Here is a 26,712-nt window from a genome sequence, read left to right as displayed (position 1 = left end):
TTTTTATTACATTTTATTTGTAAGTATTTACATATACTCTGTCTTAGTGTACTATTTAACTAGTACACTAAGACGGAAGGAGGGAAGAAATGAAAATAGAATTTTCTCCAAATACACCCATTTACATTCAGGTAATGGAATACGTAAAAAAAGAAATTGTAGTTGGGCATTTATCGCCTGGTGATAAAATTCCCTCTGTACGTGAATTAGCGAGTGAATTACAAGTAAATCCAAATACAATTCAACGAACATTTCAAGAATTGGAACGGGATGGTGTTGTTGTAACGCGTAGAGGAATGGGACGATATGTAACGAATGAAGGGGAGAAAATTATGGAGCTGCGCAAAGATATGGCGAAAGAATTACTTCATTCTTTTATAGATGGAATGGATAACTTAGGGTTTTCAGAAGACGAAATCCTTTCAATTCTTCGTTCTTCCTTACATGAGAAGAGGGAGGAGAGCGAATGACAGAACTATTAAAAATAGAAAACTTATGGAAGAGATACGGGTTAAAAGCAGTGATTCGTGAATTAAACATAGAGATTACGGAAGGAAAAATTATAGGGCTTGTTGGAGATAACGGGAGCGGGAAAACGACGTTATTGAAAATGATTGCAGGTTTACAGCACCCTTCTGAAGGTAACATTACAATTAACGGTAAAAAAGTTGGGTTAGAGACGAAAGAAATTGTTTCATTTATGTCCGATAAGCCAGTCTTTGATGATTGGATGACTGTAAAAGATGCTTTATTTTTCTATCGAGATTTTTATAAAGACTTCGATATTCAAAAAGCGGTAGATACGATTGCGGAATTTAAAATACCGTTAGAAGAAAAAATTAAAGCATTGTCAAAAGGGATGATTGAGAAGCTACAAATCATTTTAACATTTTCTCGAAAAGCGAAGTTATACGTACTGGATGAGCCGCTTGGCGGGATAGATCTCGTTTCTAGGGAACATGTACTTGAGCTAATCCTTAAATTTTATCGTGAAGATTGTACGTTGCTTATATCGACTCATTTAATAAGAGAAATCGAAAATATATTTGATGAAGTAATCTTTTTGAAAGATGGAGAAATAATATTGCATGAAAATGTGGAAGAACTACGATTTCAAAAAGGGAAAGCAGTACATGAGCTGTTTAAGGAGGCCTATGAGAAATGAATCAGCTTTTTCGTTATTTGTATAATTGTAATAAGAGAAAGATAGCCATTATTTACTTCGGATTTATTACAGTTTCATTAATTCTTTTATTTAATATGAAAGGAGTTTCAGGAGCTAGAATTTCAGGTAGGCAAGATATAATCATTATTATATTTTTTATCGTACTAGGTATAAATGGATTTGCAATTTTTCTAACAGGTATATCGTCTTTTCGAAAAATGCTAAAAAACTCTATGCTACGTTGTACTTCTATTTCAGCACAAAAGTATATAAGTGCAAATGTTTTATTTTCTGTACTACTCTTTATGATTTTACTAGGAATAGGAATCATTTTTCTATACTATTTTTCTTTAAATATTTACAATGGAAAAACAAATTTAGGTGTTCAGCAAGCGATCCACAGTTTATATGATTATGGAATATTCCATCATATGTTATCTATTTTCTTATGGGGACTAGATTTTGTTAATATGCTAGTTTCAGTTTATTTAATTATAGTAATTGTGAAGCTATTCAATGTGAAATCATCGATGAGTAAGATTGTTTGCGTAGTCTTATTCTTCATTTTTATCGCATTTAATGGGGGAATAACGTATATCTTTCAGCAAATAGAAAAGTATGTGTTTGCCATAAATAATATTGGATTTATAGATCAAAATGGCTTTTTAAATACATCATTCTATTCTGGCACAGATATTACAGTTTTAAATCTATGTTTTAATTGTTTATTAACAATTATATTACTAGTCATTACAGGTCGCATAATCGACAAAAAACTAGAAGTCTAAAGGAGGAATCGGCATTGGGAAATGTAGTAGTAAAATTAGAAAATGTTCGAAAAAAGATTGGTAGAACAGAAATTATTCGAGGTTTATCATTTGAGGTGCGAGAAGGGGAAGTGTACGGATTCCTTGGACCGAACGGTAGTGGTAAGACGACGACAATTCGTATGATGACAGGTCTTATTTCTATGACGGAAGGCGATATTACAATTTGTGGTCATAGCATTCGCACGGAACGTGAAAAGGCGTTAGAGCAAATTGGAGCGATTGTAGAAAATCCGGAACTATATGATTATATGACTGGGATGCAAAACTTAAAGCATTTTGCGAACATGGCAATTACACCTATTAATAAAGAGCGCATCGCTGAAATTGTAAAGCTTGTTGAATTAGAGCATGCAATTCATAAAAAGGTAAAAACATACTCACTTGGTATGAAACAACGTTTAGGAATTGCGCAGGCGTTACTTCATCAGCCGAAAATATTAATTTTAGATGAACCGACAAATGGATTAGATCCAGCTGGTATTCGCCAAATTCGTGATTATTTACAACGACTAGCGAAAGAAGAGAATATCGCGGTAATCGTATCGAGTCACTTATTAAGTGAAATTGAATTAATGTGTGATCGCGTCGTAATTATTAAACAAGGTGAGTTTGTACAAGAGTACAACTTACATGAACAAGCGAAACATGATGAGACAGTAGTAGTAGCGTTTGAAGTAGATGAAGTTCAGAAAGCGAATGAAATTATTAAAGGTAAAGCACAGGAGAATGTAATTGTGGCATCTGTAACAAAAGAGAGAATTCCACAGCTTGTAAAAAAACTTGTGCATGCTGATGTGCTTGTATATGGTGTTACCGTTCAAAATAAAACGTTAGAGGATGAATTCTTAGCGATTACTGGGGGAGTGAAAGCGTAATGTTTAAATTAATTCAAAATGAATTTTTAAAGTTACATGCGAAAAAAGGTATGTATATTTTAATCGGTGTCATTGCGGCACTCGAAATTTTAGGGAATTTAGCAATGATGAAGTGGGGAAAAGGTGATGAGTTTAAGGGGTCGTATTTAGATTATGCAAACTCAGAGATTGGTTTAATCGTTTTATTCGCAACAATTTTTGGGATCACACTTGCAGCCCGTACTCTTACTGATGAGTTCCAAAAAGGTACAATTAAACAATTGTTAATTCGTCCAAGAAAACGACTTACAGTTTTATTTTCTAAATATATTACTGTGTTATTAGCGATGCTATTTATCATATTTGCTGGTATGTTCATTGCAACGATTATTGGTGGTATTGTAATGGATGGTAGTAAAACAGATTTAACGTTAGGAATTGTTTTAAAAACGATGTTATATCAGCTTGTATCGCCATTTTTCTTTGCAACACTTGCCTTTTTCTTAGCAAATGTATTTAGAAAATCCGTATTGCCATTAATTATTACGTTGTTCTTATATTTCTTGCAAGGAGCAATTACTATTGCACTAATGATGTTTGCAAAAGGTGTAGCGAAGTTTGTAGTATTCTTCCATTTAGATTTAAGAGCTTACGACAGTAATAAATTGGTAAGCGGTGGAATGGAGCCACCATTTGCAGAATTTACGTTTACAACTTCATTATTACTTTTAGCTGCATATTTTGCTGTATTACTTGTAGCATCAAGTGCATTATTCCAAAAACGTGACGTATTATAATAAAAGAAATCCCCGTTTGTAAAAACGGGGATTTTTATTACATAGTTTTTTACATTTCTAGTATTCTGTATTGTTAATTTGAGATGCTGTTAGCGATAGAATACCGGATCTTCTCCAGCTATTTAAGTACAGCAAATGTAAGTTGTAACGAAGTTGAAGAACTGTGATATGGTATATCCAATAAATTCGTTATTATATATGTTAAGAGATACGTTGCTCGAAAGTATTTGAGAAAAACAGGAAGATTTTCAACTATATTCATATTATAATATAGTTATCCTGCTATTTGTAGGAGAAGGGTTCCCTATAACTGATTAAAGTTTTACTTTAACAATCTTTGGAGGTGTGCAATATTGCAATATGCATTTTCACGTATAAGACTACGTAGCTTTTTTGGATGGATGATGATAGGGTTGTTTCTTACGATGATTCCATTAGGTTTATCAAATGTTTCTGATAGCACGTTAGAGGTTATTTCACAAATAACTGTATTTTTTGTATTTCCGTTATTTTGGTTGTACGTAAAAGCGAATAAAAATAATGTTGTTTTTAAAAGTTTCTTTGATAAGCCAGGACGTTTACCATGGGGACTCATTTTATTAGCAACGATAATGGGAATGATTTTTTCAGTCGGTATATCTCATATTCAATTTTACATATTAGCACATACGTTACCGAATTTCTTAGTTACCATGTTAGAAGATGGAAATGTTATTAATACGAGTAACATATATATGACGATATTTACTTTCATTTCAGCATGTGTATTAGCACCTATTATGGAAGAGATTATTTTTAGGGGATTCTTTTTACAGCGAATGGCTTATAAATGGGGAATTAAAAAAGCTGTAATTATATCTTCACTTATTTTTGGTTTAGGACACTTTGATGTTATTGGTGCGTTCATGTTTGGTGTTGTTATGTGCCTTTTATACATAAAAACGAAAAATATATGGACGAATATTGCTGTGCATGCTCTTAATAATTTAATTGCGACAAGTATGCAATTTGTCGGTGGAGAAGAAGATACTGCAATCTCAATTCCTGAATTACAAGCACAAAGTAATTTATGGATTGGTATCGGTCTTACAGTTGTTGGGTTACTTTGGTTAATTCCTTATGTTTGGAAACAATGGCGTACAGTAAAAGAAGTGGGTGTGCCACCAGTGCGCTTCATAAATGAAGAAAAGGTAGTGAATGCATCACAAGAAAATGAATTGTATAGTCAAGTGATCGTAACAGATAGATTGATGGCTGTAGAACTACCAGATGAAGCGGTAAATAAGCTTCGGTTAGAAGAAAATGATTATGTAACAGTTTCTGTAGAAGAAGATAAAATCGTTATAAAAAAAGCACATGATAGATAATTAAAAAACATCTCTCCTGTATAAAAGGAGAGATGTTTTTTAATTCGTAATAATTTCTACACGAAAATTATTACCGTTCTTTACATATTTAATATCTGTAACAGTGCGGACAGTTTTTAAAAGCTCCACTTTTTCACCAATTCGAGGGATCGTCGGAACATTGTCCCAAATACCAAGCAAGTCATCTAATTGTGCTGTTTTTTCATAAAACCAGATTTTCAATGTAAAGCCCCTTTCTCGAACTTTATGTATTTTAATACATAATATATTATTTTTATTCTTTTTGTAAGGGGTTTTTAGATTTTTTGTGAATAAAGTGAAACTTTAATGAGTTGGAGTTTTATTCATCCTCACCGATTATTAACCTTCACCAATTGGGCGTTTACGGGTAGCCAGACTCCCTATTAACTTTTTGGCTGCAACTGAATTTTGAGGTGGGAGTTTTACTGCCAACAAATAGCGTGATAAAAATAAATTAATTTTCTGGGAAGATATGCTCAATGTCTGGAGTAAGAGATACTTCTGATAATACGATATGAGAAACTGTCGTTGCATATGAAGAAACATCATTGATAAATTCTTCAAGTTCAACGAGTGAAGGAACAGAAATTTTTACAATGTAGCATAAGCTTCCTGTTACTCGGTAACAAAAACTTGCAGATGGATAAGATTGGATAAACTGTTGCATACGTGTTGTATCACCATTTTTTAAAGTGATTTCTAAAATACAATCTAAAACAAGTCCTGCTTTTTTATAATCAATATCGATTGTGTATTTTTGAATAATTCCTTCACTTTCAAGTTTACGAACACGTTCTGTAGTAGACGGAGCGGATAAGTTTACTCGCTTTGCTAATTCGCGCATGGAAAGGCGACTATCATTATATAATTCATTTAAAATCTTTCGATCAACACGGTCTAGTTGCATTTGTAAATATACCTCCAGCAAAATGATAATTTTTGTAAAGAAAAAATATGAATTAAGATTCATATGAAATGTAAAGTGAACTTCATTTATTTTACAATAAAATAGAAGGAAATAGGAGGGGAAATGATGGAGAGAATTTCATTATCAAATGTAGGAGATACAAAGTTTCAAAAGTTATTAGGCCATAATCCAGATATATTACATTCGTGGAGTACGTTAGAGGATACACTGTACAATAAAGGAACACTTTCAGCAGAGTTGAAGGAGCAAGTGAGAAGAACATTAGCATACGGGAATGAATGTCCGTATTGCATGGCAAAGGGAAGACCTGATGATGTGCAAAAGGCAGAGGAGATTAGTGTAGCCGTTACTTTTGCGCATACATTTGTTCATGATCGAAAGGCGATAGATGATAATATGTTTCATGTATTAAAACAATATTGGACGGAAAAAGAAATTGTAGAACTTTGTGCTTATATTTGTTTTATTACTGCGTCGCAGCAACTTGGTTTTGTATTTCAACTACAACCAAATTAAGGAGAAAATGATGATTAATCAAATAGCACTTATCATAATTGATGTACAAAAGGCGTTTCAATTACCATACTGGGGGGAGAGAAATAATCTTTTTGCTGAAGAAAATATGAAAAGTTTATTAGAAGAATGGAGAAGAAGGAAGCGACCAGTTTTTCATATTCAACATGTAAATAAAGAAAATGTTCAGTCGATGTTTTATCAACAAGCAGAAACAGTAAACTTTAAAGAAGAAGTGAAACCACTGCGAGATGAAATAATTATCCAGAAATCCGTTAATAGCGCGTTCATTGGGACAAATTTAGAAGAACAATTAAGAGAGAAAAAATGTAATACGGTAGTGATTGTAGGATTAACAACAAATCATTGTGTGGAGACTACAACACGGATGGCAGGTAATTTAGGATTTACAACGTATTTAGTGAGCGATGCGACGGCTACATTCAATCGGAAAGGTCTGGACGGGGCAGAGTATAGTGCAGAGGACATTCACAATATGACACTTGTAAACTTACATGATGAATTTGCTAAAATCGTTACGACTGAAGATATCTTAAAATTATTTTAAGAAAATAATTACGGAATTATGTAGAAAAAAATAAGAATATTTCGTATAATCTAAGTATAATCATTTTGAAAATAGGGGTGGCATCATATGGAGCAAATTTCAGTAAAGAAAATAGAAAAAGTACTCGTTTTAGCAGGTGAGGATAAACAAAAGCAAAAGGAATTTTATGAATTGCTCTTATTAACGGAGTTTTATGTTGCTGGTTCACTTGAAGCAGAAGACGGGGCAACGGAAGGAACACTTCGTTTGCGTCATTTCCAAGGAGAGGGTAGATGGATCGTTCCGTTCTTTACACAATTGAAATTTGTAAAAGATGTGTTGCCAGAAGGTACACCCCTTATTACGATACGTGGAAAAGAATTATTTGGTGGCATTGAGAAGGATGCAACAGCTGTATTAAATGTTGGTACTGATATAAGTAAAACATTTATTCCGGAAGAAATTGCAGATATCGCATCTGGACGAATTTTTAATTATTATAAGTAAAAGGAAAAGCTTAATCGCTTTTCCTTTTTAATTTAAACATGGAGTGCTACGCCTGAAGAAATAGAGAGTGTTTTATTATTTGTATTTATTGTTGCTGTAGCTCCAAGGGGAATACCGATATTTGGATTTATATGTCCAATCGGTAAACCGAATAGGACAGGTATATCATATGGCATGAAATATTCATATAATATTGTTTGCAATGATGGAGATGGTTTAGAAGGGGTGCAATCATGACAACTTGAAAAAATAACGCCATTGCATTCATTAAACTTTCCAGATAAAAGTAGTTGATTTAACATACGATCGATGCGGTACGGTTCTTCCCCGATATCTTCAAGCAATAAAAGTGTATTGGCTGTACTTATTTCATAGGGTGAACCAATTACACTCGTTAAAACAGCTAAATTCCCTCCAACTAATGTACCGGTAGCTGTACAGGCTGAGCTAGGTACGATACATTCTGATGCAGATAAGATAGAAGAATACGGGTGGAAGAGCTGATTGAAAGAAGATAAAGAGAGAGAATCTATACCTTTGCCTACTTCTTCAATCATCGGACCATGAAACGTAACAAGCTTTGCATAACGTGAAAAAGCAGTATGTAAAGCTGTAATATCGCTGTATCCCCAAAAAATTTTTGGATTTTGTTGAATGATTTCATATTGAATGTGAGGGAGAAGACGAGCGCTTCCGTAACCACCTCGTGCACAGAAAATTGCTTTTACTTCATTATTTGTAAAGGCTTCATGTATATCATCAAGACGAACTTGGTCACTTCCAGCTAAATACCCATACTTTTCATAAATACTCTTCCCAATTATTACGGATAATCCCATCTCTTGTAATACATTTACACCTTTTAATACACTTTCAATTGTAGGTGGACCAGACGGTGCAATAATCATTACTGTATCACCATGTTTTAACGCATTTGGATAAATCATTGTTTTCAGCCTCCTTCTCTTTCAATATATTCGCTTCATATGAAGTTCAACCCTTGTAAAAGAAGGGGAAAGCTTGTCAAATAAAGAAGATATAAGGGGGATAGGAGGGGAAATGATGTTCACAAGTCGAGTAATAGACATATTGCAAATTAAGTATCCCATCATTCAAGCAGGTATGGCGGGTGCCATTACAACGCCAGAACTTGTTGCAGCTGTAAGTAATAGCGGAGGATTAGGAACGCTTGGAGCAGGCTATATGAGCCCAGAACAAATTCGTAAAGCGATTTATAAAATAAGGGAACTAACAAATAAGCCTTTCGGTGTTAATTTACTGTTAACGAAAGAGGTGCAGATAGAAAAAGAGAAGATAAATGAGGCGAAAGTCTTACTTAATGGAGTGAATAGAGAGTTAGGTATTGAGGAAGAGGATGTAGTAAATCTTCCAAAAAGTTATAAAGAACAATTACAAGTGTTAGCAGAAGAAAAGGTACCGGTCGTTAGCTTTGCATTCCAAACGTTAGAACAAGAAGAAATAGATGAATTAAAAAGAAGAGGAATAAAAGTCATCGGAACAGCGACTCATGTAGCAGAAGCGAGAGCACTTGCCGAGCTAGGAGTAGATATTATCGCCGGGCAAGGTAGCGAAGCAGGAGGTCATAGAGGAACGTTTATCGGGAAAGAACAAGATGCAATGATTGGTACGTTTGCGTTAATTCCGCAGTTAGTAGCGGCAGTTCCGCATATCCCAATTGTTGCAGCAGGTGGTGTAATGAACGGACAAGGGCTTGTTGCGGCATTTGCGTTAGGGGCAGAAGCTGTTCAAATGGGATCAGCTTTTTTAACGAGTGAAGAAAGTATTACACATGACGTATATAAAGAGGCTGTATTAAAAAGTACAGATACGAGTACAATTGTAACTCGTGCGTTTTCCGGGAAATATGCACGGGGTATTCGTAATGAATTTATAGAGAGACACGAAGGAAAAGAAGAAGGGCTTCCGATGTATCCAGTGCAAAACGTATTAACTTCTAAAATACGCCAAGAAGCAGCGACGCAAAACAAGGGAGAATATATGTCACTTTGGGCGGGACAAGCATCGGCATTAGCAAGAATTGAGCCAGCTCAGCACGTAGTGGAGCGGGTCGTGAAAGAAGCAGAGGATGTAATGGAACAATTACAAAATGTATATAGAAAAAGACCACTTGAATAATTCAAGCGGTCTTTTCATTAGTTTGCTTTATAAAATTGTTGGATGGCCTCGTCGATGTAAACCCAGCCTTTCCAACCTAAGTGCATATGATCTTTTAAGAAGTATTTATCATATTCATGGTTTGAGAAGTCGGCAATTGGATAACCAGCTTTCTCAATTTGCTCATGAACTTTCTTATAGTACGCTTCGCGGCGTTCTTTCGGGAATCCAGCGTAATCGTACCAAGGACCTTTTACAGGAACAGAAATGAAGAGTGGTTTTGCACCAGATTGTTTTAATAAATCAAGTACAAGTTGTAAGTCTTCATACTCTGGTGATTGGTCATAAGCATCATTTTTTAAGTAGCCTTCACGCTGCTTTAATTTCTTCTTAATTTTGCTATTGAAGTAATCGTCTTCAATACCGTATTCATTAGACCCTGATTCTGCTGCACCTGTTTGATCCGCATGTTTACGAGCTTCATCCCAGTTCATTTGTTTTAATGAAGGGTCAAGTTTTTCTTTATGCGGTTTAATATCAAACATTGCTGTAAATAAATCTTTACGATCTAAAATGTTACGATACACATAAGCGAAAGGTTTAGCAGCAAGTGCTTTTACTTTATGCTTTGTATCATCATAAGCGATACCTTCAAGCGAAACTTTAAGTAAAGTTTCTTTCTTAACGATCTCAAAGTTTAATAAACGTTTTGCAATTTGTTTTTTCATTTCAGGCTTTAAGTCATCATTGAAAAGGAAATGATAGCCTTGTTGTTTTGAAAAGTTAGGTGCAAAGTGTGTTTCATCAATACCTTGTGGCACAAACCATTGCGGAGAAAGAACGAATACCATTTTCTTGTCTTTCAATTGATCCATTGTAGATGCAAAGTTTAATACGTGTACAAGGTCTTGTGTTCCGCCGCGTCCAAGAAGGAATGGTGTGAACCCTTCAGGCTTTACTTTGAAATAATTTGATGGATGGAAAGCATCCATACGTGCGAATTCCGATGAACCGTACATCGGAAGATATTTCGGATCTGCTAACATCTTTTGCTGTAAAATCATACTTTGAATCTTTTCTTCTTTCAAAGAAGTTGCAGCTTGTTCTACTTTTTCATCACTTAAAAGTGGAAGTAGGAAGCGCGTCGGAATAAGTAAGAATACAGCAAAAAGGGCCAATGCTAAAAGCATCGGACCAAATTTTGCTTTGTTCATCGGATTTCTTCCAACTTCTTAATAACCATGTTTGGTGTAGCCCACTCGTCACGGTCAAAATCAGAAATAGAAACTTCAATATCTAAACGCTCTTGGAATTCAACTAATAAAGATACTACAGCGAAAGAATCAAGAATACCTTCTTCAAATAATTGAACATCTAAGTTTTCTTTCACAATATCGTTTTCACATACTTCTTCTAAAATATCTAATACTTGCTCTTTGAATTCTGCCATTTTTTAAATCTCCTTTATATCCGAATATATTATATGTGCAACTTCTTAATAGAATAAGAAGGGTGCATTAAAAGTATCTGTTAAGGTGTCCAGAGAAAATAAGGAAACCGAAACATACAACGTGGAACGTAATCACAATCGCAAGGACGTGTGTAAATTTATTGTTTGGCCAAAACTTATGCTTCTTGTTTTTTCGTTCGAAAATATCGAATAGAATAAACAGTGCGGCATGATATAGACCATAAATAACATACTGCGCAACAGCGCTTCCTTGGATGTGCCAAATTCCCATAATGAAGAAGTTTAAAAATGCACCGATATACGAAATAGTGTAACGGTTCTTAATTAACTTTTTCTTCGTTGCAAAAAAGACGAAACGCATGTAAATAAAGTCACGGAACCAGAATGATAAACTCATGTGCCAGCGGTTCCAGAAGTCTTTAATGTTACGACTAAGGAATGGCTTATTAAAGTTTTCTGGCGTTTTAATTCCCATCATGTAACTGATACCAATTACGAACGCACTATAACCTGCAAAGTCAAAGAATAATTGCATGCTAGTAGCGTACATGAAAATCGCATTAGATAAAAGTGTATCTTGATTGGCGAATACTGCCTTTACAAGATATGTTGTTATCAAGTGCGCGATTATAAATTTATACAGAAAACCTTGGAAAATACGGTTAAGCCCTGTATATAGTAACTTTTGATATTCCTCAGCACTAGGTGGCTTTTGGATATCTTTTTGGAATCTACGGTAACGATCGATAGGTCCACTTGAAATCGCAGGGAAGAATAAAACAAACTCCCAGAAATTAAAGAAGGAAAGTTCTTTAATTAAATTATCACGAACTTCAAAGACCATTTGTACAGCTCTAAATGTTACGTAAGACATACCTGCGAAAACAATAAAATGCAATTCAGGTACAAATGGTGCGATTTTTGCCAAAATAAGTGGCAAAATCGATAAAATAACAGCTATACAAAACATGAATGTACTATTATTTTGTTTTCTTAAAATTAAATAGCCTTTAATAAGGGCATATTGCCAAATAATAAATGCGGCTAACATAATCGCTTGCTTTGGTTTATCCGAGAAGATAATAGCAATCATGACTAATGTTAAAACGGCATTATATTTACGCAACATTTTACCTTTTAATCCAGCTATGATAGTAGGTATTAATAAAATGCCCACTATAGCGAAAAAATAAAATGATCCATATGCGGTCATGCTGTAACCTCACTCAATAATTTTTTGCGATCTACCTTTCCATTTGGTGTCATTGGAATAGAAGATTGATACATGAATTTACGTGGAATCATGTAGTTTGGTAATCGCTCATTGAGTTCTTTTTTAATTGCAGATGTTAATTTGAATTCTTTTTCAAACGAATGTTCTCCAGGAACAACAACCGCTAATAAATAATCGTATTTCTCACCTTTTTTAATCGGAACAATAACTGCTCCTTCTACGTAAGAACACGCACGAAGATGATGCTCAATTTCTTCTAATTCCATTCGATAACCATGAAGCTTAATTTGGAAATCAAGACGACCATTATAGAATAGAAGACCATTTTCTACATAGCCAGCATCGCCTGTTTTATAGGCGCGCTCACCGTCAATCATAGTAAATGCTTTTTCTGTTAATTCAGGGCTTCCTAAATATCCAACGCTTACACTTGGACCGACAATTACGATTTCACCTTTTTCACCATCAGGTGCAATTGTACCATCTTCTTTCATAATAAGAAGGCGACAGTCTGATTTACAGTAGCCAACTGGAAGTGATTTGTATTGATCAAGCACTTCTTCTGTAACGTGAATACCTGTTACAGCAACAGTAGCTTCTGTTGGACCGTACGTATTCATAATCGTTGCTTTCGGGAAACGCTCAATTAGTTTTCTAGCCACTTCATTTGGTAACACTTCACCGCAGAATAAGAATGTTTTCATGTTTGGTAGCATACTCTCAGAGAAAGATGCTTCCATTAAACACATTTCAGCGAAAGATGGTGTTGAAGTCCATACTTGAGTATCCGATTGCTCTAGAGAAGCAAACAAGTCTTTTGGACGTGCAATCATATCTTTATCGATTGCCCAAAGTGTACCGCCTGTTACTAATGATGGGTAAATATCCATTACAGATAAATCGAATGAGAAAGGTGCTTGGTTTAAGAATACTTGCCCTGTTTGTAAGTTGAAATCTTCTACAGCCCATTTTGTAAAGCTAACAAGGCAGTTATAAGTAATCTGAACCCCTTTCGGATTACCTGTACTTCCTGATGTGTAAATAATGTAGAAGTTCTCATCACCTTTTACCGCATGTTCAGGATTTGGAATGTTCCCTTTATGAGTAAAGAAAATATCTTTTAAGTTGTCTTCACTTACGATGCGAACTGGTAAATCAGTTACAGTTACTTCTGCAGCTGATAAAAGTAATTTCGCACCAGAATTTTCAGCGATACGTTGTACGCGATCAGCTGGGATAGATAAATCTACAGGAATGTAAGCATGTCCAGCTTTTACACACCCTAAAAAGTTTATAATCATTTCAGGTTGCATATGGCCATACACCATAATTGGTGAACGATCATCTGGATATTCAGAAGAAATCCAATGTGCTAACGCATCAGAATCTTCCTTTAATTGTTTGTACGTAATTTTCGCATCTCGCCAAACAAAAGCGGTTTGATCAGGCGTTTCTGCAGCCCACTTTTCAATTTGTTCTAATAACTTCATAACGTTCCCACCCTAGAATTCATTGTAAATAAATGTACTTGTGTTTGTATCATGGAATCCATACAACCAAAGTAATGCAAATAAAATTGCAAGATAATAAACCGTCTTTGCAACCCATTGTGTGAGTGGTCGAGACCATATCTCTTTTAATCTTTCCATGTCTTTCCCTCTCTTAATGAAATAATAGCTCTTTGTAGGTATCATGTCCTACATTATTGTGAAAAAAACAAAATTCCACATTTTAGGTAAAAATAAGACAAAAGGCTCTTTTCTGATATTAGCACTAAATACTAAAAAAGAAAATCCCTAACTTAGCAATTATATTACATTCGGCATGAATTTGTAATGGGTTTGACATGTAAATAGAAAGTGGATTGTATGAATACATAAAAGTGGATTGTGAGAAGGCGTGAAAAATATAATATTTGTTTTTTCATGCAATCAACAAAGGCTGAGTAAACTTTAAATTTCTAGCTCTTTTTTAAAAGGAGGAAATTATCATGAATAGAGTGTGGAAGAGTCTTATTTCAGAAGAAAATATTATGAAATGGAGACGGCATTTTCATAAGTATCCGGAATTATCGTTTCATGAAAAAGAAACTTCGCAATTTATATATGATACGTTATGTTCATTTTCTTCTTTTGAAGTAACAAGGCCAACGAAATACAGTGTTTTAGCAATTAAAAGGGGTGTGGAACAAGGTAAAGTAGTTGCGATTCGAGCTGATATTGATGCTTTACCAATTCAAGAGGAGACAAGTAAATCTTATACATCTGTTCATAAAGGAAGGATGCATGCGTGTGGGCATGATGCACATGCGGCTATTTTGTTAAGTACAGCAGAGGCGCTGTCAAATATGAAGGAAGAGTTTGTAGGGGAAATTCGTCTATTCTTTCAGCATGCAGAAGAGGTATATCCTGGTGGTGCTAGGGAAATGGTTGAGGCGGGTGTGATGGACGGTGTTGATTATGTAATAGGTTTACATGTTATGTCTGGATTGGAAAGCGGGAAGATAGGAATTGTATATGGGCCGATGATGGCAGCGCCAGACGTATTTACAGTTGAAATTCACGGTAAAGGAGGGCATGCAGCGCGGCCAGAAGAAACGATAGACCCTATTGCTATTGGAGCGCAGATTATTACAAATTTACAACATATCGTATCAAGAAATACAAGTGCTTTTATGCAGAGGGTAGTTTCAGTTACGCAATTTCATGGGGGAAAGGCTGACAATATTATTCCCAATACGGCAACTTTAATGGGAACTGTGCGTTCTTTTAATAAAACGTTAAGATTGGAAGCAGAAGAGAAAATTGAACAAATCGTGAAAGGAATTACAAAAGCACATGGAGGGGATTACACATATACGTATCGTTACGGATATGATCCTGTTATTAATAATGAATATATTACAAAAGTGGTAGAAGAAAGCGCACTATATTTGTTCGGGAATGAGCGTGTTGTGAAGCTTGAACCTTCTATGGGGGGAGAAGATTTTTCAGCATATTTAAGAAAAGCACCGGGTTGCTTCATTAAATTGGGGACGAGGAATCAAGAGGATAATACTTGTTATCCGCACCATCATCCAAAATTTGATGTAGATGAATCGGCTTTAATTTATGGAGTGGAATTATTTTTAGAGGCGGCCATAAGACTACTAAAATCATAGGTGCATATAAAAAAAGGCAACTGCGCTCTATCGCAGTTGCTTTTATTTCTTTCCGTCAGAGAGGGCTGAGAAAGAACTATGCTCATTTATAGTATATGAATAGCTAACGGACAAGCTTGTACATTTTAATCATTTTTTTAAAAATAGTTATTGACTTTGATAATCAATTTCAATTAATCTAATGTTACAGTTGAAATTGATAATTATTATCAATAGAATGGATGCGACATGTTAATGAGAAAAAAATATCACCTTCTGCGAAGGGGATTAAAAAATAAAAATAAAGATGTTGATCAGCATATGGAATGGCAACGAAATGTAATTCGTTCTGAATATGTAGATGAGAAGAATAAAATGCAAACAGAAAAAGCGATACATAGTAAAGGGAGAGATTCAGTTGAGTAAGCTAGTAATGATTTATGCAAGTATGAGTGGAAATACAGAGGAAATGGCAGATCATATTGCAGGCGCCATTCGTGAAACAGAGAATGAGATTGAAGTTATTGATATTATGGATTCACCAGAAGCTTCTATATTAGAACAGTATGATGGTATTATTTTAGGCGCTTATACTTGGGGAGACGGGGATCTTCCAGACGACTTCTTAGATTTTTATGATGCAATGGATTCTATTGATTTAACTGGTAAAAAAGCAGCGGCATTCGGTTCTTGTGATTCGGCTTATCCAAAATACGGAGTAGCGGTTGATATTTTAATAGAAAAGCTGCAGGAACGCGGAGCAGCAGTTGTGTTAGAAGGACTAAAAGTAGAATTAACGCCAGAAGATGAAGATGTAGAAAAATGTTTACAGTTTGGAGCTGAATTCGTAAAACACCTTTCTTAATGGCAGAAGGGAGATGAAGAGCAATTGCATGAGAAAATCGCAATAAAAACGATGACAGATTATCATTTGTATGATTTTATGCGTTGTCCACATAAATTTTATTTCCGTCATATAAAAAGAAGAGAACCTTCTTCATTTGAATGGCAACAAATAGCACAAATGATTGTGAATCAAATTATTAATGAGTATTACACGCTACCTGCGAGCCAACAAACGAAAATTGTACTTTTAATATTAATAGAAAAGTATTGGAAAAAGGTAAGGATTAGTATGTTTGCTTCGAAGACGGAGTACTATATTGTATTAGCAAAGCTAACTGATCACTTATTACAGTTTGTTGAAAGAGATGATAGTCAGACGCCACCATTGTTTTTGTATGAGAAGTTTCAAACATATATGGAAGAGTTAGGTGTCCACATGTCATTGACATTTGAAGTTGGTGAGTGGAGTACAGAGTCATTTGTAATTAAAAAATATGTTATTGATGCGGATGAGGAAATGCTAGCTCTTTGTCAGAAGTTAATGACAGTATTCAGTTATAAAGCTTTCGGCATTCTTCCAGGGAAAATTGAAATTATTAATTTAATAGAAGGAACTAAGTATGAATACATTCCGAAACAGGAAGATATTATAACTGGAATGGATGATTTATTTAGAATGAAAGAAATGTTACAGCAACCTGAGCACTATACAGAGCGTCATTTTCGTTCAGAGTGTACGAGTTGTGCTTTTCGTAGTGAATGCCAGGGGGAAGAAGTAAAGGAAGAAGCGAAGCAGAAGGAAAATATCGTACATTAAAGGATGCAAATTTGCATCCTTTTTGTTATTGACATGAAAAGCTTTTCATCATTTACGGTATATTTGCAGCAGATTTTAATGCGGGCTAATAATCAGTGGGGGATGCCCCCGCTGATTAAAGTTTCACTTTATAAGAGGAGGAATAATCAATGAAAGATGAAACGAAAGTATTTCAATGGTTAAAAGAACAAAATGCTCCTTTTGGAATTCAACTGCAAATTTTACAGGCATTTCAATTGTACAAAGTTATTGTTGAAATGGATAAAAAGTTAATGATGTATGAGGAGAAAGAATATAGGGAGAGAATTTAATCTCGTCCCTGTAATATCGCTTTTAGCTGTTCTGTATCTGCTATGAATTTAAGCGCATTCTTTGTTTCAAAGTTATAAATAATATTATGTAGTAAAGGGCTGTATTGATAAAAACTAGTGATACGGTGAATGAGTAATGGATCGTGGTGAGAAATAATTGTACTGTATTGTTCGTATACAGATGTAGTAAATTCACGTCCGAAATCATAATAGAGCCCGGCAAAATCAAAGGCAGGATCTCCAATTTGAGCATCACCAAAATCGATAATCCCTGAAATACTCTTGCTCTGCTTATTAAATAAAATGTGATGATGTGTAAAATCGGCGTGAATAATTGTATTTTGAAAAGTGGATGTAGCTATACAGGCAAAGAAATTTTCGAATAAATGATGTAAGGCTGATTTCTGTAATGAAGTAAACATGTTAGTAAGATACTGATTTAATTTTGTTTGTAGCTCTTTCCAGTAGGTAATTGTTTTTTCAATTGGAAATCCTAACGTTGTAACTTGTTTTACAGGAATATTATGTAGTGCCACAAGGAAAGTAGCTAATTGTGTAATGATTGCTTTCAATTCTTTTTTCTCTAGTGTGGTAACTATTTCTTTTTGTAACGGTTCACCATGAATGAGAGTATAGTAACTACAAAGCGGAATAGTATCAGTATCCTTTTTATATAATAGGTGATACTTTGGAACCTCAATTTCTTGTAGCGAATGAGAGAGAAGTGTGCATAGTTTTTTTTCTAACGGAATTCGTTTAGCATATTCCTATTTTCGTGGAAAACGAAACAGTAGGTCGTCATTAATTATAACCGCTATATTATCCCATCCTTCTTCATTTTGTTTATATGAATGTATAGAAAGATTAGGCAGAGCCTGTTTTATATACTGTTTGTAAGAGTCCATAATCGTTCCTCGTTTCTAAGTGAAAATTCTGATATTCCATTTTATAATATCAGAATTTTCATTCTATATGTTAATATGTAACTAACATTATGAATAGGGATGGGGTGTATGGTGAAGAAAAGAATAGTAATCATTTCTATATGTATCGCTTTTGGTTTGCTTTGGTCATATAAAGAGGCGGTTTTCGCTACCTTTAAATCGATAGATCAGTACGAGTTAAATAAGGAATTAAAGAATAAAAGTATAGAAACTTTAACTCATAAAGAAATGAAACAGGTAGGAGAGCACTTTGTGACAGCACAATTATCAGTGTTTGAGTTTCATAATAAAGAAGATGTGAAGCGAAAAGGCGAAGAGATATTTGTAAGTAGGGGATATGAACAATTAATACAAAATTATTATCCAAATCGTTTTCGAGATTTAGAGTATAAATTTACAAACGAGGAGATACGTGAAGTGACGGATGAGAGTTTTCTCTATCATGCTGTAGCGTATGTTGCGGGTACTGAAAATGGTAAGAGAAGTGAAATGAAAGTAAATTATGACGTGAAAGTTGTAAAGGTTAATAATATATTTAGGGTGCTCGAACAAAAGCAGTACGTACAATAAAGTGAAACTTTAATCAGTAAGGTGTTCACTCTTACTGTCCACAAATAGCGGGATAAAAAGCCCCCTCGAGGAGTAGAGGGGGTTAAAGATTTTCATTTTGTTGACCAAGTTCTTTTTGAGCAATGTATACATTTCCTTGCTTCACTTGTTTCTGTGTATAAACAGAATCGCCTACATATCCTTTTTCCGTTTTCACAGTTCTTTTTGAGTGATTTGAATCTTGTTTCTTCATATAATATGTCACCTTTCCTTAAAAATAGACGAAAATAATGAGTACGAGTAATACAGCAGCGAAAATAGTAATACCCATTAAAAACGAAGCGTTTTTATATTTAGGTGGTTTATGTATATCTTGCTGGTATCCAGGTGAGATTTCAGGGGCGAATTCTTCATCGAATGATTGATCTGTTTCTTTTTCGTCCATATGATATGTATCCACCTTTCTTTTTCATTATGTTATACGTTACAAGAAAAAATATGCATAAAGAAAACAGCCGCTCTAGCGTTAGCGGCTGTTTTGTGTTGTATATTTTCTTTGAACTTGGAAGAGACGGATTAGAAGGAAGCTAGCACCAAATGCTAGACCGATAATAAGACCAATCCAATATCCTTTTGCTGCCCAGTCAGTGTACGTTGCTAATATGTAACCGAGAGGGAGACCGATTACCCAATAAGCGACTAATGTCATAATTAACGCAACATTTACGTCTTTGTAACCACGTAGTGCTCCTTGTACAGGAGTTGCAATTGCATCTGAAATTTGAAATAAAATCGCAAATATAAGGAACTCTTTTGCTAAATGGTGAACATTTGCATCTGTCGTATAAATAGATGCAATTTCATCATCAAAGAAATAAAGAAGAATCGAATAGAAAAGAGCGAAAGCAAGGGCTAATCCAATGCCGATAAATCCATATTGTTTTGCGTTATCATATCGTTTTGCTCCAACTTCAAATCCAACTGCTATCGTCATTGCCATTGCTAAACTTAAAGGAGTCATATATAACAAGGAAGCGAAGTTCATAGCTGCTTGATGCGCTGCAATTGTTGTCGTACTAAAGTTACTCATCATTAGTGTAACTGCAGCGAAAATACTCGTTTCAAAAAAGATAGCAAATCCGATAGGGACGCCAAGTTTTAAAAATGATTTCCAACTCGAAAGAGAAGGACGATATAACTGTTTAAAAATATTAAAAGATGCGAATGGCTCTTTCGTACGAATAATAATGACGGTAATAATTAAAATGCACCAATAGGTTGCTGCAGAAGCAATTGCTGCACCGACACCACCGAGTTTAGGGAAACCAAAGTTCCCAAAAATTAATACATAATTTAATACTACGTTAATCGGTAATGATAGTAATGTAATGATCATCGTTGTTCGAGTTTTTCCTAATGCATCAATAAATCCACGCAAGACAGTATAAGTAAATAATGGGATAACTCCAATCGCGATAATACTTAAAAATTGTGCTGCAATACGTTCAACAGGTTCTTCTAATCGCATGCCATTTAAAATAGGTGGAACAACGAAGAAGCCAATAAGGATAACAACGAAGCTAGCGCAAACTGCTAAATAAACTGCTTGTATGACAACGTGAGGAACATCCTCTTTTTTCTTGGATCCAATGAGTTGGGCAACAATAGGAGTAGTAGCCATTAAAACCCCTGTTAATCCTGTACTAACTGGGAGCCATATACTCGTTCCGATAGCCACACCTGCTAAATCAATTGGACTGGCATGTCCGGACATTGTCGTATCAAAAAAGCTCATTGCAAATAATGACATTTGGGTTACGAAAATCGGGAAGAATAGTAATACAAAGTGTTTTAGCTTTTGTGAGAATGAAGTAGTTTCTTTCATAAAATCCCCTTTCCGATAAAAAAACAATCCTTCCTATCATACAATTTAATTAAAAAATAAAAAAGAAATACGCACCAGTATATATAAAAGCAATAAAAAAAGGATGCACATTGAAAAGGGATAAGGTATTATGATAAGGTGTGAAAAAATTACATATTCGTTATTAAGGAGGCACTACTCGTGGCTGATTGGTTAATTGGAATAATCATGGGTGCTGTTGAAGGTTTAACAGAATTTTTACCAGTTTCATCAACAGGACATATGATTTTAACAGGTCATTTACTTGGATTTGACGACGAGAGAGCGAAAGTTTTCGAAGTTGTTATTCAATTGGGATCGATTTTAGCAGTTGTTGTTATATTTTGGAAGCGTTTATGGTCTTTAGTTGGCATAGGTAAAGTAACAGACGGACCGTCGTTGAATTTATTACATATTATTATTGGGATGATTCCTGCTGGCATACTTGGCGTATTATTCCATAGTACAATTAAAAAAGTTTTATTTGGTCCAGGACCAGTTGTCATTAGCTTAGTAGCTGGTGGTATTTTAATGATTGTTGCTGAGAAATTTTCAAAACCAAGTACAGCAAGAACGTTAGATGAAATCACATATAAACAAGCATTTACAATTGGAATGTTCCAATGTTTAGCGCTTTGGCCAGGGTTCTCTCGTTCTGGATCAACAATAAGTGGTGGTTTATTAGCTCGCGTGTCTCATACAGCAGCAGCTGAATATACGTTCATTTTAGCAGTTCCAATGATGGTGGCTGCAAGTGGTTTAGATTTAATTAAAAGTTGGGATATATTAAGTACGGCTGATATACCGTTATTTGCAACAGGATTTATTACAGCATTTGTTGTTGCGATGTTTGCAATTGTTTCATTCTTAAAATTATTAGCACGTGTAAAACTAACACCGTTTGCTTACTATCGTTTCATTTTAGCTGCGGTATTCTATTTCTTCTTCATTATGTAAGAAGAAATCACCAGAAATACCCTATAGATTAGACGCTTGAAAAAGTCTACTCTATAGGGTATTTCTTTTATAGCAGGAGAAAATAAAGTTTTTGCTCTCATTTACTTGTATTTCACTATGTAAAATATGACATAATGATTTTGTTACATTAATATAGAGAAAATTTATAGGGTATTTGAGAGGAGCAGTTTAGTGAGTTTTGCAATAGAGATAGTAATTCCGGCACCAATTGATGTTGTGTTTGATTATGTACATAATGACGAGAAAATACTAGAATGGAGTACCTTTATGGTAGAAAATAGGTATCCTTCAAATATAGATGTTGAAAAACCTCGTGAAGGTGATAAATATATATCTGTGCAAAAAATGGGGAAGAAAATATATGAATTTGAGGCGGAAATTTTAGAGTATGATGAACCGTATATCGTATCAGTTGGATGTGAAATGAAACAAGGTTATACTGCTGCAACTTATATGTTAGAAGAGGATGAAGAAGGTACATCGCTTACTTTAATCGTAGAATTTGAACCGAAGAACTTTATATATAAGATTATGTACAAGTTGACTGGCTGGATGACGCGTGCGGTATATATGGGTGAGATGGAGCGTTTAGCAGAGTGCGTAGATGTTGCATATTCTCAGAAAAAAAGATTATGATTTTGCAAAAAAAACTGCCGATTTCGGCAGTTTTTTTATTTTACTATTTTTTCAATCATACTTTCCATTACATGTTCCCAAAGAGAAGTATCATCAGCTAATGTAGCACGGAAATTAGCATACATTTCTTTCTGTTTTTCTTCAAATGTTGGATCTTCTTTTTCAGGCAATGTAGCGCGCATTGAAGTTACTAATTCTTGTACTTTTGGAGCGCGTGGTCCAAAGACAGCTTGTTCATTTCCGTCTTTATCAATGAAAATAAAGATTGGAATTGCACGTGCTGTTCCATTTGTTAAGTATTGATCCATTAATTCTAAGTTTTCATCACGAATTAATAAGCTCATATCAATATTTGCAACTTCAGAAATTCGTTTCATAACAGGTACGCATAAAAGAGCATCTCCGCACCAGTCGGCTGTTAATACGATAACACGCCAGCCATCATTTTGGCGTTCTTCTAAAACTGGGAGTAATTCATTTGGAATTAAAAAGTTATTGTAAATATGTAATAGCTCATATTGGTTTACTTTCATTTCATTTACATATGTATCAAAGGACATACCTTTATCAGCCCATTGTTGTAAGTTCATAATTAACACCTCTTTAGTATGATTTACTTTTATTGTACCAATTTTTATATAGAAAAGCTTGTATTCTTACTCTTTCTTATCACTAAATAATATATTTAGTGTGTAAAGGAATAGTGCGACACATAGTTCAGCTATGTTGGACATTTGTACGCTCTCTATCCAGTCGTCGGCAGTATGAATGACGAACCAATCTAGTGTAATTTCAATAATGGAGAGAAGAGCAATTGAGACCAATTTGGCATACTTGTCATCATTGGCTGTAGGAGCGATTTAAAGAAAATGAATATAAAATATGTAATACCATCTAATAAAAGAATAAGTAAAAAAAAGAGTAGTATAGCTGTTCGTGATGAGTATTCTATACCCGTAATTTGAAAGATTCCTACATATACAAAAAATATAAATGTAAATGTAAATGTAAAAAATGTAATGAGAATAAAAACAACAAAACTAATAACGATAGTCCTATCTTTTAGACTGAGATTAGAAAATTTGTCTTCCTCACTCACTACCTCAACTCCTTTTTCTGGAAAATCAAGTTCATTGTATCACGAAATGCATATTAAAAAGCTACGAATTATGGGAAAATAAGGTGACAAAAAGTAAGATTTCATGTAAAATTATTAATAAGGTTTTTATTTAACTAAATGAAATAAAAGGGGCTGTCAAAGTTGTCTCAAAATAGAGAACAATTAATGGAAGAACTATCGACAAATGTTTTTGCGATGTTTCGCACGTTGCGTAATGACATTGGAAAAATATTTGGTGGTTACATACCGTGGAATGAGTTCATCGTCCTTAGAATATTGAATCGTACAAATAAAGAAATGGTATCACGTGTCGCTAATGAGTTAAATGTGTCGAATAGTCATATTACAGCTGTTACAGAAAAATTAATTAATAAAGGTTTCGTAACCCGTTCACGTTCTACATCAGATCGCCGAGTTGTATATTTAGAGATTACAGAACAAGGGAAAGATTTAGTTGCGAAAATGGAAGAGGCGAAAAAACGATACTTACAAGAAAGATTTTCCGCACTTTCAGAAGATGAAATGAATGTAATGATTTCTATTTCCCAAAAACTTATTTAATTAATTACAAACGAGAAAACGTTTACCTAGTGGAAAAGAAGACCTTCCTTATATGTGGAAGGTCTTCTTTCTTGTGTAATAGCTTATAAAAATAAAATGTGTATGAAAAAAGATAGAGCGCCATACTACTAATAATGGAAGGAGGGAGAAATATGACGAATCGTAATGGTAGTAAAGGAAGCGCGAATCAAGGTTCACCAAAATCAGGAAAGTTTAATCAGGAATTTAGTACTGAATTCGAAACTGGTAACGATAATAAAGGGAAAGAATATCGTTCAAAAAAAGGAAGTAAATCAAAAAAGGAGTGAATCATTTCACTCCTTTTTTGATTTAAGATGCTGCCGATTGATCTGTATTATATTTTTCTTCTGATTTTGCGACAATCATTGCGCAAATTGCATCACCGGAAATATTTACAGCTGTTCTAGACATATCTAGGATGCGATCAATACCGATAATTAAAGCAATACCTTCTACTGGTAGGTTTACTTGATTTAAAACCATTGTAAGCATTACAAGTCCAACACCTGGTACACCAGCAGTGCCGATACTAGCTAGTACAGCAGTTAATACGACCATGGCTAATTGTGCTAATGTAAGTTCAACTCCGTACACTTGAGCGATAAATACAGTTGCCACACCTTGCATAATGGCAGTGCCATCCATATTAATCGTTGCACCTAGTGGTTGTACAAAGGAGCTTATCGCTTTTGGAACTCCAAGTTTTTCTTGTGCCGTTTTCATTGCGAATGGAAGAGATGCATTAGAGCTAGATGTACTAAATCCAATTGCCATTACTGGTCCGAAATGTTTAAAGAAACGAATAATACTTTCTTTTGCTAATATCTTTAATAAGCCGCCATATATGAAGACACCGTGAATAATGAGTACTAACATAACGACTATCATATACTTGAACATCGCAGCGACGCCTGCAAGCCCCATTTTACCAACGGATGAAGCAAGCAAACCAAATGTTCCAATTGGGGCTAATTTCATAACGAGATTAACAAGATACATCATTAATTCGTTGCCCTGTTCAAGTAATGAATGGATACTTTGAACTCGTTTTCCTAAAACAGCTAAACCGAGTCCGATTAATGCAGCAAAGGCAATAATTTGTAACATGTTACCATCAGCCATCGCTTTAGCTGGATTATCTGGCACAATATTCAGCAATGTATCGACGAAAGATGTTTCAGTTTTTGCACCTTCATACGTAAGCCCGTCTGTTTTAAAGTTACCGCCAGTTCCTGGTTTGATGATAAGTGCAAATGTCACTGCAATAGAGATAGCAACTGCTGTTGTGACGAGAAAGAATGAAATTGATTTTAAACCGATTCTTCCAAGTTGTTTCGGATCTCCAAGACCAGCAGCCCCTAGTACGATGGAAATGAATACAACAGGAACAACTAGCATTTTAATAAGTCGAATAAACAGTTGGCCAATTGGGTTAAACACATATTGATTTAAAGGTTCAAAAATAGATGGTGCAGCTAAATTTAAAGTGAGTCCAACAATTAGACCAAGAAACAATGCAAGTAAGATCGCTTTTGTTTGCTTCAATAAAATCCCCCCTTGTTTTTGTACAATTACTTTCTAAATGAATTGTACCGAAAAAATCCCTGTTTTGACAATATTTTCTGAAAAATTCGCAAGGTTTTATTTGTTTTTATATGAATAGTCTGATTTTTCTGTAGTTTATAGAAAGAATAAATTTCAGAAAATAAAATAGACCATCACATAGGATGGTCAAAGGAAGGGGACAATTTATGTCAATTTAATTAGGGATGGAAGCTATTCAGAGACACTGGGGAATGTCTTAAATTAGGGAGGAACAGCTTCGATACATATACTATAAAAGATAGATGTGACCCTCGTGTGAACATAGAGTGAAAGAGAGAGGGAGTTTAAAAAAGGATAGAAAGACAAAAAAATAAGACCATCGTATAAAAGATGGTCAAAGGAAGGGGACAATTTATGTCAATTTAATTAGGGATGGAAGCTATTCAAAGACACTGGGGAATGTCTTAAATTAGGGAGGAACAGCTTCGATACATATACTATAAAAGATAGATGTGACCTTCGTGTGAACATAGAGTGAAAGAGAGAGGGAGTTTAAAAAAGGATAGAAAGACAAAAAAATAAGACCATCGTATAAAAGATGGTCAAAGGAAGGGGACAATTTATGTCAATTTAATTAGGGATGGAAGCTATTCAAAGACACTGGGGAATGTCTTAAATTAGGGAGGAACAGCTTCGATACATATACTATAAAAGATAGATGTGACTCCCATGTGAACATAGAGTGAAAGGTATGGGGATTTGAAAAATAGTACATATAAAATTATTGTTGCAAGAGTTGTAGAGTTAAGAGAAAGATAATAGAAAGTTTTTCTGTCATAATAATGAAGTAAAGTTCGAATATAAATAAAAGTTGAAATCTATGAAAAAAAGGATTATGCTCAACTATGTTATGAGAATATAAGGTTTATCCCGCTACTTGTAGGTTCTTAAAAACCTGTATTTATGAGAGGA

Annotated in this window: 33 protein-coding genes and 2 pseudogenes; 20 read left to right on the top strand and 15 right to left on the bottom strand. The window is 34.6% G+C overall.

Annotated features, from left to right (window positions below; translation table 11 throughout):
• The first annotated feature begins 89 nt into the window (after positions 1 to 89).
• The 6 genes from A6J74_RS10040 to A6J74_RS10015 all read left to right on the top strand — a co-directional run bounded on the left by A6J74_RS10040 (position 90) and on the right by A6J74_RS10015 (position 5,013).
• Positions 90 to 470, top strand: a complete 381-nt coding sequence (locus A6J74_RS10040; RefSeq protein WP_000687523.1) for a GntR family transcriptional regulator — start codon at positions 90 to 92, stop codon at positions 468 to 470.
• On the top strand, positions 467 to 1,165 hold the full coding sequence (locus tag A6J74_RS10035; protein ID WP_000137712.1) for an ABC transporter ATP-binding protein: 699 nt from the start codon (positions 467 to 469) through the stop codon (positions 1,163 to 1,165). The genes A6J74_RS10040 and A6J74_RS10035 overlap by 4 nt, the downstream gene beginning before the upstream one ends.
• On the top strand, positions 1,162 to 1,953 hold the full coding sequence (locus A6J74_RS10030; protein WP_001072489.1) for a hypothetical protein: 792 nt from the start codon (positions 1,162 to 1,164) through the stop codon (positions 1,951 to 1,953). Before A6J74_RS10035 ends, A6J74_RS10030 begins: the two co-directional genes overlap by 4 nt.
• A gap of 14 nt (positions 1,954 to 1,967) precedes the next feature.
• On the top strand, positions 1,968 to 2,870 hold the full coding sequence (locus A6J74_RS10025) for an ABC transporter ATP-binding protein (protein WP_000528809.1): 903 nt from the start codon (positions 1,968 to 1,970) through the stop codon (positions 2,868 to 2,870).
• Complete coding sequence (locus A6J74_RS10020) at positions 2,870 to 3,646, top strand: ABC transporter permease (protein ID WP_000475420.1); 777 nt, start codon at positions 2,870 to 2,872, stop codon at positions 3,644 to 3,646. Before A6J74_RS10025 ends, A6J74_RS10020 begins: the two co-directional genes overlap by 1 nt.
• 353 nt (positions 3,647 to 3,999) lie before the next feature.
• Positions 4,000 to 5,013 carry a CPBP family intramembrane glutamic endopeptidase gene (locus tag A6J74_RS10015; protein ID WP_001198830.1) on the top strand — a complete coding sequence of 338 codons (1,014 nt, stop codon included), beginning with the start codon at positions 4,000 to 4,002 and terminating at the stop codon, positions 5,011 to 5,013.
• A gap of 39 nt (positions 5,014 to 5,052) precedes the next feature.
• On the opposite strand, the gene A6J74_RS10010 is transcribed toward A6J74_RS10015, so the two are convergent.
• Together A6J74_RS10010 and A6J74_RS10005 are read right to left on the bottom strand one after the other, a co-directional pair.
• Positions 5,053 to 5,235 (bottom strand): DUF3913 family protein, encoded by a 183-nt coding sequence (locus A6J74_RS10010; RefSeq protein ID WP_000707110.1) that lies wholly within the window; start codon positions 5,233 to 5,235, stop codon positions 5,053 to 5,055.
• Between the two features lie 253 nt (positions 5,236 to 5,488).
• A complete protein-coding gene (locus A6J74_RS10005; RefSeq protein WP_001175506.1) occupies positions 5,489 to 5,941 on the bottom strand; it encodes an Lrp/AsnC family transcriptional regulator in 453 nt (150 codons plus the stop codon).
• Positions 5,942 to 6,067: 126 nt separating this feature from the next.
• Between A6J74_RS10005 and A6J74_RS10000 the strand changes: the two genes are divergently transcribed.
• The 3 genes from A6J74_RS10000 (at position 6,068) to A6J74_RS09990 (ending at position 7,529) form a co-directional block, all read left to right on the top strand.
• Entirely contained in the window at positions 6,068 to 6,478 is a 411-nt protein-coding gene (locus tag A6J74_RS10000; RefSeq protein ID WP_000439732.1) for a carboxymuconolactone decarboxylase family protein, read from the top strand.
• A gap of 10 nt (positions 6,479 to 6,488) precedes the next feature.
• Complete coding sequence (locus A6J74_RS09995; RefSeq protein ID WP_000609833.1) at positions 6,489 to 7,043, top strand: cysteine hydrolase family protein; 555 nt, start codon at positions 6,489 to 6,491, stop codon at positions 7,041 to 7,043.
• Between the two features lie 87 nt (positions 7,044 to 7,130).
• The gene (locus tag A6J74_RS09990) at positions 7,131 to 7,529 is read left to right on the top strand and encodes an SseB family protein (protein WP_000435259.1); all 399 of its coding nucleotides are present in this window, start codon (positions 7,131 to 7,133) and stop codon (positions 7,527 to 7,529) included.
• 32 nt (positions 7,530 to 7,561) lie between these two features.
• On the opposite strand, the gene A6J74_RS09985 is transcribed toward A6J74_RS09990, so the two are convergent.
• Positions 7,562 to 8,476, bottom strand: a complete 915-nt coding sequence (locus A6J74_RS09985) for a S66 peptidase family protein (protein ID WP_002109548.1) — start codon at positions 8,474 to 8,476, stop codon at positions 7,562 to 7,564.
• A 115-nt stretch (positions 8,477 to 8,591) separates the two neighbouring features.
• On the opposite strand from A6J74_RS09985, the gene A6J74_RS09980 reads away from it, so the two are divergent.
• Positions 8,592 to 9,686 (top strand): NAD(P)H-dependent flavin oxidoreductase, encoded by a 1,095-nt coding sequence (locus A6J74_RS09980; RefSeq protein ID WP_000495235.1) that lies wholly within the window; start codon positions 8,592 to 8,594, stop codon positions 9,684 to 9,686.
• A 17-nt stretch (positions 9,687 to 9,703) separates the two neighbouring features.
• On the opposite strand, the gene dltD is transcribed toward A6J74_RS09980, so the two are convergent.
• From dltD to A6J74_RS09955, 5 genes are all read right to left on the bottom strand, one after another.
• Positions 9,704 to 10,879, bottom strand: coding sequence for a D-alanyl-lipoteichoic acid biosynthesis protein DltD (gene dltD, locus A6J74_RS09975; protein ID WP_001030274.1), 1,176 nt, complete (start codon positions 10,877 to 10,879; stop codon positions 9,704 to 9,706).
• Positions 10,876 to 11,115, bottom strand: a complete 240-nt coding sequence (gene dltC / locus A6J74_RS09970; RefSeq protein WP_000807310.1) for a D-alanine--poly(phosphoribitol) ligase subunit DltC — start codon at positions 11,113 to 11,115, stop codon at positions 10,876 to 10,878. The genes dltD and dltC overlap by 4 nt, the downstream gene beginning before the upstream one ends.
• 67 nt (positions 11,116 to 11,182) lie before the next feature.
• Entirely contained in the window at positions 11,183 to 12,349 is a 1,167-nt protein-coding gene (dltB, locus tag A6J74_RS09965) for a D-alanyl-lipoteichoic acid biosynthesis protein DltB (protein WP_000127922.1), read from the bottom strand.
• Entirely contained in the window at positions 12,346 to 13,860 is a 1,515-nt protein-coding gene (dltA, locus tag A6J74_RS09960) for a D-alanine--poly(phosphoribitol) ligase subunit DltA (protein ID WP_000770500.1), read from the bottom strand. The genes dltB and dltA overlap by 4 nt, the downstream gene beginning before the upstream one ends.
• Positions 13,861 to 13,872: 12 nt before the next feature.
• Complete coding sequence (locus A6J74_RS09955) at positions 13,873 to 14,019, bottom strand: teichoic acid D-Ala incorporation-associated protein DltX (protein WP_000440293.1); 147 nt, start codon at positions 14,017 to 14,019, stop codon at positions 13,873 to 13,875.
• 341 nt (positions 14,020 to 14,360) lie between these two features.
• Here A6J74_RS09955 and A6J74_RS09950 point away from each other — a divergent pair, with 341 nt between their 5' ends.
• The 5 genes from A6J74_RS09950 (at position 14,361) to A6J74_RS29995 (ending at position 17,483) form a co-directional block, all read left to right on the top strand.
• Entirely contained in the window at positions 14,361 to 15,530 is a 1,170-nt protein-coding gene (locus A6J74_RS09950; protein WP_001082804.1) for a M20 metallopeptidase family protein, read from the top strand.
• A gap of 234 nt (positions 15,531 to 15,764) precedes the next feature.
• A complete protein-coding gene (locus tag A6J74_RS30000) occupies positions 15,765 to 15,935 on the top strand; it encodes a hypothetical protein (protein WP_001228174.1) in 171 nt (56 codons plus the stop codon).
• A complete protein-coding gene (locus A6J74_RS09940; protein ID WP_000041161.1) occupies positions 15,928 to 16,374 on the top strand; it encodes a flavodoxin in 447 nt (148 codons plus the stop codon). Before A6J74_RS30000 ends, A6J74_RS09940 begins: the two co-directional genes overlap by 8 nt.
• 24 nt (positions 16,375 to 16,398) lie before the next feature.
• The gene (locus A6J74_RS09935; RefSeq protein WP_000544543.1) at positions 16,399 to 17,172 is read left to right on the top strand and encodes a hypothetical protein; all 774 of its coding nucleotides are present in this window, start codon (positions 16,399 to 16,401) and stop codon (positions 17,170 to 17,172) included.
• A gap of 149 nt (positions 17,173 to 17,321) precedes the next feature.
• Positions 17,322 to 17,483 (top strand): hypothetical protein, encoded by a 162-nt coding sequence (locus A6J74_RS29995; RefSeq protein WP_000651091.1) that lies wholly within the window; start codon positions 17,322 to 17,324, stop codon positions 17,481 to 17,483.
• Here A6J74_RS29995 and A6J74_RS09925 read toward each other — a convergent pair.
• Positions 17,480 to 18,388, bottom strand: a pseudogene (locus A6J74_RS09925) (aminoglycoside phosphotransferase family protein). The gene A6J74_RS29995 and the pseudogene A6J74_RS09925 overlap by 4 nt on opposite strands.
• A 99-nt stretch (positions 18,389 to 18,487) precedes the next feature.
• Here A6J74_RS09925 and A6J74_RS09920 point away from each other — a divergent pair.
• Positions 18,488 to 18,997, top strand: coding sequence for a hypothetical protein (locus tag A6J74_RS09920; protein ID WP_033659258.1), 510 nt, complete (start codon positions 18,488 to 18,490; stop codon positions 18,995 to 18,997).
• 82 nt (positions 18,998 to 19,079) lie between these two features.
• Here the strand turns inward: A6J74_RS09920 and A6J74_RS29990 are convergent, their stop codons facing one another.
• From A6J74_RS29990 to A6J74_RS09900, 3 genes are all read right to left on the bottom strand, one after another.
• Positions 19,080 to 19,229, bottom strand: coding sequence for a hypothetical protein (locus tag A6J74_RS29990; RefSeq protein ID WP_000743731.1), 150 nt, complete (start codon positions 19,227 to 19,229; stop codon positions 19,080 to 19,082).
• An 18-nt stretch (positions 19,230 to 19,247) separates the two neighbouring features.
• Positions 19,248 to 19,421 carry a hypothetical protein gene (locus tag A6J74_RS09910; RefSeq protein WP_000343564.1) on the bottom strand — a complete coding sequence of 58 codons (174 nt, stop codon included), beginning with the start codon at positions 19,419 to 19,421 and terminating at the stop codon, positions 19,248 to 19,250.
• A gap of 81 nt (positions 19,422 to 19,502) precedes the next feature.
• On the bottom strand, positions 19,503 to 20,861 hold the full coding sequence (locus tag A6J74_RS09900; protein WP_000665536.1) for an MATE family efflux transporter: 1,359 nt from the start codon (positions 20,859 to 20,861) through the stop codon (positions 19,503 to 19,505).
• Positions 20,862 to 21,041: 180 nt separating this feature from the next.
• Here A6J74_RS09900 and uppP point away from each other — a divergent pair, with 180 nt between their 5' ends.
• A complete protein-coding gene (gene uppP / locus A6J74_RS09895; RefSeq protein ID WP_000796245.1) occupies positions 21,042 to 21,836 on the top strand; it encodes a bacitracin resistance undecaprenyl-diphosphatase in 795 nt (264 codons plus the stop codon).
• 192 nt (positions 21,837 to 22,028) lie between these two features.
• On the top strand, positions 22,029 to 22,493 hold the full coding sequence (locus A6J74_RS09890; RefSeq protein ID WP_000006430.1) for an SRPBCC family protein: 465 nt from the start codon (positions 22,029 to 22,031) through the stop codon (positions 22,491 to 22,493).
• A gap of 35 nt (positions 22,494 to 22,528) precedes the next feature.
• Here the strand turns inward: A6J74_RS09890 and A6J74_RS09885 are convergent, their stop codons facing one another.
• Positions 22,529 to 23,116, bottom strand: coding sequence for a thioredoxin family protein (locus A6J74_RS09885; protein WP_105299437.1), 588 nt, complete (start codon positions 23,114 to 23,116; stop codon positions 22,529 to 22,531).
• Positions 23,117 to 23,149: 33 nt separating this feature from the next.
• Positions 23,150 to 23,484: pseudogene (locus tag A6J74_RS09880) on the bottom strand (YrvL family regulatory protein).
• Positions 23,485 to 23,754: 270 nt separating this feature from the next.
• On the opposite strand from A6J74_RS09880, the gene A6J74_RS09875 reads away from it, so the two are divergent.
• Both A6J74_RS09875 and A6J74_RS09870 read left to right on the top strand, forming a co-directional pair.
• Entirely contained in the window at positions 23,755 to 24,174 is a 420-nt protein-coding gene (locus A6J74_RS09875; RefSeq protein WP_000081437.1) for a MarR family winged helix-turn-helix transcriptional regulator, read from the top strand.
• Between the two features lie 152 nt (positions 24,175 to 24,326).
• Positions 24,327 to 24,482 (top strand): hypothetical protein, encoded by a 156-nt coding sequence (locus A6J74_RS09870; RefSeq protein ID WP_000184925.1) that lies wholly within the window; start codon positions 24,327 to 24,329, stop codon positions 24,480 to 24,482.
• Between the two features lie 22 nt (positions 24,483 to 24,504).
• Here A6J74_RS09870 and A6J74_RS09865 read toward each other — a convergent pair whose 3' ends face one another.
• Positions 24,505 to 25,740: a dicarboxylate/amino acid:cation symporter gene (locus A6J74_RS09865; protein ID WP_000814825.1), complete on the bottom strand. Its 1,236-nt coding sequence runs from the start codon at positions 25,738 to 25,740 to the stop codon at positions 24,505 to 24,507.
• Positions 25,741 to 26,712: the final 972 nt, after the last annotated feature.

Origin of the sequence: Bacillus sp. FDAARGOS_235 (genome assembly GCF_002073415.2) — a bacterium.
Classification (GTDB): Bacteria; Bacillota; Bacilli; order Bacillales; family Bacillaceae_G; genus Bacillus_A; species Bacillus_A toyonensis.
Note: the sequence above shows the minus strand (reverse complement) of the source record. Positions and strands in the feature narration are given on the sequence as shown.

What these genes read in the sequence shown, in the direction of transcription:
- A6J74_RS10040 (WP_000687523.1), top strand. Translation starts at nt 90, where the DNA reads ATGAAAATAGAATTTTCTCCAAATACACCCATTTACATTCAGGTAATG.
- A6J74_RS10035 (WP_000137712.1), top strand. Translation starts at nt 467, where the DNA reads ATGACAGAACTATTAAAAATAGAAAACTTATGGAAGAGATACGGGTTA.
- A6J74_RS10030 (WP_001072489.1), top strand. Translation starts at nt 1,162, where the DNA reads ATGAATCAGCTTTTTCGTTATTTGTATAATTGTAATAAGAGAAAGATA.
- A6J74_RS10020 (WP_000475420.1), top strand. Translation starts at nt 2,870, where the DNA reads ATGTTTAAATTAATTCAAAATGAATTTTTAAAGTTACATGCGAAAAAA.
- A6J74_RS10005 (WP_001175506.1), bottom strand. Translation starts at nt 5,941, where the DNA reads ATGCAACTAGACCGTGTTGATCGAAAGATTTTAAATGAATTATATAAT.
- A6J74_RS10000 (WP_000439732.1), top strand. Translation starts at nt 6,068, where the DNA reads ATGGAGAGAATTTCATTATCAAATGTAGGAGATACAAAGTTTCAAAAG.
- A6J74_RS09995 (WP_000609833.1), top strand. Translation starts at nt 6,489, where the DNA reads ATGATTAATCAAATAGCACTTATCATAATTGATGTACAAAAGGCGTTT.
- A6J74_RS09990 (WP_000435259.1), top strand. Translation starts at nt 7,131, where the DNA reads ATGGAGCAAATTTCAGTAAAGAAAATAGAAAAAGTACTCGTTTTAGCA.
- A6J74_RS09985 (WP_002109548.1), bottom strand. Translation starts at nt 8,476, where the DNA reads ATGATTTATCCAAATGCGTTAAAACATGGTGATACAGTAATGATTATT.
- A6J74_RS09980 (WP_000495235.1), top strand. Translation starts at nt 8,592, where the DNA reads ATGTTCACAAGTCGAGTAATAGACATATTGCAAATTAAGTATCCCATC.
- dltD (WP_001030274.1), bottom strand. Translation starts at nt 10,879, where the DNA reads ATGAACAAAGCAAAATTTGGTCCGATGCTTTTAGCATTGGCCCTTTTT.
- dltC (WP_000807310.1), bottom strand. Translation starts at nt 11,115, where the DNA reads ATGGCAGAATTCAAAGAGCAAGTATTAGATATTTTAGAAGAAGTATGT.
- dltB (WP_000127922.1), bottom strand. Translation starts at nt 12,349, where the DNA reads ATGACCGCATATGGATCATTTTATTTTTTCGCTATAGTGGGCATTTTA.
- dltA (WP_000770500.1), bottom strand. Translation starts at nt 13,860, where the DNA reads ATGAAGTTATTAGAACAAATTGAAAAGTGGGCTGCAGAAACGCCTGAT.
- A6J74_RS09955 (WP_000440293.1), bottom strand. Translation starts at nt 14,019, where the DNA reads ATGGAAAGATTAAAAGAGATATGGTCTCGACCACTCACACAATGGGTT.
- A6J74_RS09950 (WP_001082804.1), top strand. Translation starts at nt 14,361, where the DNA reads ATGAATAGAGTGTGGAAGAGTCTTATTTCAGAAGAAAATATTATGAAA.
- A6J74_RS30000 (WP_001228174.1), top strand. Translation starts at nt 15,765, where the DNA reads ATGAGAAAAAAATATCACCTTCTGCGAAGGGGATTAAAAAATAAAAAT.
- A6J74_RS29995 (WP_000651091.1), top strand. Translation starts at nt 17,322, where the DNA reads ATGAAAGATGAAACGAAAGTATTTCAATGGTTAAAAGAACAAAATGCT.
- A6J74_RS09920 (WP_033659258.1), top strand. Translation starts at nt 18,488, where the DNA reads ATGGGGTGTATGGTGAAGAAAAGAATAGTAATCATTTCTATATGTATC.
- A6J74_RS29990 (WP_000743731.1), bottom strand. Translation starts at nt 19,229, where the DNA reads ATGAAGAAACAAGATTCAAATCACTCAAAAAGAACTGTGAAAACGGAA.
- A6J74_RS09910 (WP_000343564.1), bottom strand. Translation starts at nt 19,421, where the DNA reads ATGGACGAAAAAGAAACAGATCAATCATTCGATGAAGAATTCGCCCCT.
- A6J74_RS09900 (WP_000665536.1), bottom strand. Translation starts at nt 20,861, where the DNA reads ATGAAAGAAACTACTTCATTCTCACAAAAGCTAAAACACTTTGTATTA.
- A6J74_RS09870 (WP_000184925.1), top strand. Translation starts at nt 24,327, where the DNA reads ATGACGAATCGTAATGGTAGTAAAGGAAGCGCGAATCAAGGTTCACCA.